The sequence below is a fragment of the Pseudomonas sp. GD04158 genome, from assembly GCF_029834875.1.
Taxonomy (GTDB): Bacteria; Pseudomonadota; Gammaproteobacteria; order Pseudomonadales; family Pseudomonadaceae; genus Aquipseudomonas; species Aquipseudomonas hydrolytica.
Genome location: NZ_JAODYT010000139.1, coordinates 1 through 5,498 on the forward strand (window position 1 = coordinate 1; position 5,498 = coordinate 5,498).

Here is a 5,498-nt window from a genome sequence, read left to right on the forward strand (position 1 = left end):
TTACCGGGTGTCAGGCATTTCGCAGGCGTTGGAGGGCCTCGTAGGGTGGGCTTCAGCCCACGTGAACCGCCGTCGGTAGGCTGAAACCGAACGTTGTCCGGACGGCCCTATGAGCCCCTGCACAGGTAACGCAGACACGGTCTTCAAAATTGCTCTGCAGCCAGACCATAAAGCGGCTGGCTGCCGGCACGAATGCTCGCCTCCAGGCTCAGAGTGCGTGGCAGCAGACGGGCGAAGAAGAACTCGGCGGTGGCCAGCTTGCCGCCGTAGAAGGCCTCGTCTTCGCCCTGCTTGCCCTGCGCCACCGCCGCCATGCGCGCCCACATATAGGCGTAGGCGACGTAGCCGAACAGATGCAGGTACTCCACCGAGGCGGCGCCCACCGAGTTGGGGTCGCTCTTGGCTTGTTCCAGCAGCCAGCCGCTGACCGCCTCCAGGCGTTCCAGGGCTTCGATCAGGCGTTCGCGGTAAGGCGATTCATGGGCATGGGCGAAGTCGCGCACCTCGGCGGCGAACAGGCGCAGCGCGGCGCCGCCGTTGGCCACCACCTTGCGCCCCAGCAGGTCGAGCGCCTGAATGCCATTGGTGCCCTCGTAGATCTGTGCGATACGCACGTCGCGCACCAGCTGTTCCTGGCCCCATTCGCGGATATAGCCGTGGCCGCCGAACACCTGCTGGCCGTGTACGCAGCTTTCCAGCCCGGTATCGGTGAAGAAGGCCTTGGCCACCGGGGTGAGCAGGGCCACCAGGGCTTCGGCGTTCTGTCGTTCGCTGGCGTCCTCGGCGTACTTGGCCAGGTCGAGCTGCTGACCGACGTAGCAGGCAAAGGCCCGGCCGCCCTCGTTCAGCGCTTTCATGGTCAGCAGCATACGACGCACGTCAGCGTGGACGATGATCGGGTCGGCGACCTTGTCGTGGTTGACCGGGCCAGTGGCGGCGCGGCTCTGGATGCGTTCGCGGGCGTAGCTGACGGCCGACTGATAGGAAGCCTCGGCGCAGCCGATGCCCTGGATGCCGATGGACAGGCGCTCGTAGTTCATCATGGTGAACATCGCCGCCAGGCCCTTGTTGACCTCGCCGATCAGGTAGCCGGTGGCGCCGTCGAAGTTCATCACGCAGGTGGCCGAGGCCTTGATGCCCATCTTGTGCTCGATGGAGCCGCAGCTCACGGCGTTGCGCGCGCCGAGGCTGCCGTCGGCGTTGACCATCACCTTGGGCACCAGGAACAGCGAGATGCCCTTCGGCCCGGCCGGCGCGTCCGGCAGCTTGGCCAGCACCAGATGGATGATGTTCTCGGTCAGGTCCTGCTCGCCGCCGGTAATGAAGATCTTGCTGCCGGTGACCTTGTAGCTGCCATCGGCCTGCGGCTCGGCGCGGGTGCGGATGATGCCCAGATCGGTGCCGGCATGGGCCTCGGTCAGGCACATGGAACCGGCCCAGCGGCCTTCGTACATTGGCGGCAGGTAGGTGGATTTCAACTCCTCGCTGGCGTGGGCGTCGATGGCCAGGCAGGCGCCGGAGCTCAGCGCCGAGTACAGCGCGAAGCTGGAACCGGCGGCGTAGAGCATTTCCTCGAAGGCTACGGCGAGCATCTTGGGCATGCCCATGCCGCCGTAATTCGGGTTGCCGGACAGGCCCACCCAGCCGCCTTCGGTGTAGGTGGCATAGGCCTCGCGGAAACCGGTCGGGGTGCGCACGTCGCCATCGACCCACTGTGCGCCTTCTTCGTCGCCGCTGCGGTTGAGCGGGGCGATCAGGCTGCCGGTGACCTTGGCCGCTTCTTCGAGGATGGCGTCGGCGGTGTCGGCATCGACGGTTTCCGCCAGGGCCGGCAGACGTGCCCACAGGCTCGGCGCCTGGAAGACTTCATGGAGGACGAAGCGCATATCGCGCAGCGGGGCGTTGAATTCGGGCATGGTGCAACCTCGACAGCAGTGGCGCCGCGACAGGCGCGGCGCGTGGAACGAAATGCGTCAGTCGGCTTCCGCCGGACTACGCGACTTATCCTTGATGCTGGTGAATTTAAGCAGATGGGTGCGTTCGACCAGGATGTACAGCGCCGCACCCGCGGCCAGGCCCCAGCCCGCGCCGTAGACGGCGAGCACCACACCCATGGTGCCGGCGATGCCGCGCTCGGTGTTGTTGTTGAGCTGCTCGAAACCGACCATCAGGCAGATGTAGCCGGTGAGAATCAGCGTCAGCGACAGGGCGATCGGCAGCACCGGCTGGAAGAAACTGACCAGCGGCAGCATGAACAGCGCGGCGAAACCGGTGATCCAGAAGGTGCCGGCGCCGCTGTAGATCGAGTCCATCGCCTTGCGCCCGTACTTGTAGCGCTCGGCCATGGTCGCCGCCACCGCCGTCCACAGCGGGCCAGCCAGGCCAGGGTAGGGCGCAAAGAAGGCATGCAGGGCGTTGCGGATGGCGGTCACCAGGTGAATTCGGTCGACGTTGTTTTCGATCACCTCGTCGGTGCGCAGTTCATCGGCGCGCTGCATCAGCGACTGGCCGACGATGATGTCGCCGAAGGCGATCACGTAGGCGATCACCGCGGTGGGCACGGCCAGCATGAACACGTCCAGGCCGGGGAAGCCGACGTTGAAGGGCAGGTAGTTCCACATTTCGCCGAAGGCCGGCGCGGTGATGCCCCATTTGACGTCCGGCATCTTGTACTCGCCCACGGCGATGCCGATGAAGATGGCGATCAGCATGCCCGGCACCATGCCGTAGTTGACGATCTTGCGCGCCAGCGGCACGCGCTCGGTCAGGCCCTTGAACGACACCGAGAACATCAGGTACAGGCAGATCAGGCTGCCCAGCACCAGAGAGATCGGCGTGTTGGCCAGGCGGCCGCCGGCGCTGATCTCGCCCATCAGTGCGGCGATGCCGGCACCGATGATGATGCCGCCCTTCATCGAGTTGGGGATCAGCCGCACCAGCGCGCTGCCCAAGCGGGTGACGCCGAGGAAGAGGAAGATCACGAACACCAGGAACTGTAGGGCGAACAGCGCCTGGATGGCCGCAGGACCCGGCTCGTAATTACCGAGAAACAGCAGCACCACCGGAATGCCGGGAGTGATCCAGCCGGGTACCAGCGGCACGCCGAGCAGCGCCGGCAGCATGAAGCCGATGCCGCAAACCACCACGTAGGCCAGGGCCACGTCGTAGGGCAGGCCGAGGTATTTCTCCAGCAGCGGGATCATCGCCAGGCTGACCACGAACATGATCAGTGCCTGCAGCATCTCGGCGGTTTCCCAACGGTAATGCACGAAGGGCAGGCGCACCTTGAACGGGCCGAGGGGCCAGTGCGGTTGCTCGTCGCCGTCACGGCGCTTGAAAATTTGCATGAGGGTTCTCCGTCGGCCGCCTGGGCCGGTTCTTGTTGTTGTGAAAACGGTGCGGTTTTGCCGTAGCCCGGATTGCATCCGGGCTACGTGATCAGAGCGCCTTGGCCATATCGCGCAGGACGAACTTCTGGATCTTGCCGGTGCTGGTCTTGGGCAGCTGGGTGAAGACCACGGTCTTGGGCACCTTGAAGCCGGCCAGGTGCTCGCGGCAGAAGGTCATGATCTCGGTTTCACTGGCCTGCTGGCCGGTCTTCAGGGTGATGAAGGCGCAGGGCGTCTCGCCCCATTTCTCGTCCGGGCGGGCGACCACCGCCGCCTCCAGCACCGCCGGGTGGCGATAGAGCACGCCCTCGACCTCGATGGTGGAGATGTTCTCGCCGCCGGAGATGATGATGTCCTTGAGGCGGTCGCGGATTTCCACGTAGCCGTCGGCGTGGCACACGCCCAGGTCGCCGGTGTGGAACCAGCCGCCCTCGAAGGCTTCGGCGGTGGCGCTGGGGTTCTTCAGGTAGCCCTTCATCACGGTGTTGCCGCGCATGAAGATCTCGCCGATGGTCTGACCGTCACGCGGCACCGGCTCCAGGGTTTTCGGGTCGGCGACCATCACCCCTTCCAGAGTCGGGTAGCGCACGCCCTGGCGCGCCTTGATGGTGGCGCGTTCTTCCAGCGGCAGTTCGTCCCATTCGGCGTGCCACGCGCACAAGGTCACCGGGCCGTAGACCTCGGTCAGGCCGTACACATGGGTGACGTGGATGCCCATCTCCTCCACCGCGCCGATCACCTTCGCGGGCGGCGCGGCGCCGGCGACCATGGCCTTGACCGGGTGATCGATAGCCGCCTTGGCTTCGGCCGGCATGTTCACCAGGGCGTTGAGCACGATGGGCGCGCCGCACAGGTGGGTGACCTGTTCGTCGCGGATCAGGGTGAGGATCTTCGCCGGGTCGACGCGGCGCAGGAACACATGCACGCCAGCCAGTGCGGTGATCGTCCAGGGGTAGCACCAGCCATTGCAGTGAAACATCGGCAGGGTCCACAGGTAGACCGGGTGGTTGCCCATGTTCCAGGTCATCTGGTTGCCCATGGCATTAAGGAAGGCACCGCGGTGGTGATAGACCACGCCCTTGGGGTTGCCGGTGGTGCCCGAGGTGTAGTTGAGGCTGATCGCCTGCCACTCGTCGGTGGGCCACTGCCAGGCGAATTCGGGGTCGCCCTCGGCGAGGAAGGCCTCGTAGTCCAGGTCGCTGACTGCCTGGCCCTCGCCGTACTCGGGGTCGTCGACGTCGATCACCAGCGGCGGGTGATCGAGCATGCCGATGGCGGCGTGGATCACATCGAAGAACTCGCGGTCGGCGATCACCACCTTGGCTTCGCCATGCTGCAGCATGAAGGCGATCGCCTCGGCATCCAGGCGCACGTTGAGGGTGTTGAGCACCGCGCCGATCATCGGCACGCCGAAATGCGCTTCGAGCATGGCCGGGATGTTCGGCAGCATCACCGCTACCGTGTCGCCCTTGCCGATGCCACGGCCGGCCAGCGCCGAGGCCAGGCGTCGGCAACGCGCGTAGGTTTCGGCCCAGTTGCGGCGAATCGAGCCATGCACCACGGCCGGATAGTGCGGGTATACCGCCGCGGTACGTTCGATGAAGCTCAGGGGGCTGAGGGCGACGTGATTGACGGCGGCGCGGCCGAGGCCCTGCTCGTAGATCGACATGGCGGATACACCTTTGGCTGATTGTTAGCTCTGGTTATTCCGGTAATGATGCAGGCATTACCGAAGCTTGCTGGTGATAATTTATAGGTCATTTCTATTTTGTATGGAAGTTGTACCAAGGTTTTATAGAATAACTACTATATGAAGACTGACGCTCATCTTTCCGCGGTTCCCCTGCAGTCCTGGCTGCGCATCCAGCGCGAGGCGCCGCCCCTGGGCGAGCGGGCCGAGGCCCTGCGCCAGGCTCTGCTGGGTTGCCCGCAGGTGCGCCAGGCCTGGTACCTGGCCTGGCAGCCGGCCAGTCGTACCTACGCTCAGATGGACGACGGGCCGCGTCTGCCACCGGGCATGGGCGACCCGCTGGAGGCCAGTGACGAGACGCTGTTCGCTGCGCTTGGTGAGCAACCGAGCCTGCCCTTCGACGCGCTGCGCCGGATGCC

At 65.3% G+C, this 5,498-nt stretch carries 3 protein-coding genes and 1 pseudogene; 1 reads left to right on the forward strand and 3 read right to left on the reverse strand.

What is annotated here, in order from left to right; all coding sequences use genetic code 11:
* Window positions 1-143 precede the first annotated feature (143 nt).
* The 3 genes from N7333_RS23805 to N7333_RS23815 all read right to left on the reverse strand — a co-directional run bounded on the left by N7333_RS23805 (window position 144) and on the right by N7333_RS23815 (window position 5,058).
* The gene (locus N7333_RS23805) at window positions 144-1,916 is read right to left on the reverse strand and encodes an acyl-CoA dehydrogenase C-terminal domain-containing protein (RefSeq protein ID WP_129483005.1); all 1,773 of its coding nucleotides are present in this window, start codon (window positions 1,914-1,916) and stop codon (window positions 144-146) included.
* 57 nt (window positions 1,917-1,973) lie between these two features.
* Window positions 1,974-3,347, reverse strand: coding sequence for a solute carrier family 23 protein (locus tag N7333_RS23810; RefSeq protein ID WP_090433018.1), 1,374 nt, complete (start codon window positions 3,345-3,347; stop codon window positions 1,974-1,976).
* 91 nt (window positions 3,348-3,438) lie between these two features.
* Window positions 3,439-5,058, reverse strand: a complete 1,620-nt coding sequence (locus N7333_RS23815; RefSeq protein WP_279859474.1) for an acyl-CoA synthetase — start codon at window positions 5,056-5,058, stop codon at window positions 3,439-3,441.
* Window positions 5,059-5,199: 141 nt separating this feature from the next.
* On the opposite strand from N7333_RS23815, the pseudogene N7333_RS23820 reads away from it, so the two are divergent.
* A pseudogene (locus N7333_RS23820) lies at window positions 5,200-5,498 on the forward strand (PAS domain-containing sensor histidine kinase); the annotation flags it as partial.